The sequence below is a fragment of the Carboxylicivirga sediminis genome (assembly GCF_018156225.1).
GTDB lineage: Bacteria > Bacteroidota > Bacteroidia > Bacteroidales > Marinilabiliaceae > Carboxylicivirga > Carboxylicivirga sediminis.
Genome location: NZ_JAGTAR010000115.1, coordinates 1 through 390, shown reverse-complemented (window position 1 = coordinate 390; position 390 = coordinate 1). Strand labels below are relative to the sequence as shown.

Below are 390 nucleotides of genomic sequence, written 5' to 3'. Positions count from 1 at the left end.
TTCCCGTTCGCTCGCCACTACTTAGGAAATCACTTTTGTTTTCTCTTCCTCCGGGTACTTAGATGTTTCAGTTCCCCGGGTTTGCCTCCATAAATGGATAGTATATCTTCAATATACTGGGTTGTCCCATTCGGAAATCTGCGGATTAATAGTTATTTGCACTTCCCCGCAGCTTATCGCAGCTTATCACGTCCTTCATCGCCTCTGAGAGCCTAGGCATCCCCCGTACGCCCTTTTCTACTTTCTTTTACACACACCTAGTTGGTGTCTATGATTTTGATTTGTGTTGCCAATATGTCAAAGATCTTTTGCTTTTGCTTACAGCTTATAGCTGATGGCCTATAGCTTGTGATATCGTTGGAATCGAACCAACTTAAAAACCATTATATC

1 rRNA gene is annotated in these 390 nt (G+C 42.6%); it reads right to left on the bottom strand.

Annotated features, from left to right (window positions below):
- Positions 1-247, bottom strand: a 23S ribosomal RNA gene (locus tag KDU71_RS22870); the annotation flags it as partial.
- Between the last annotated feature and the right edge of the window lie 143 nt (positions 248-390).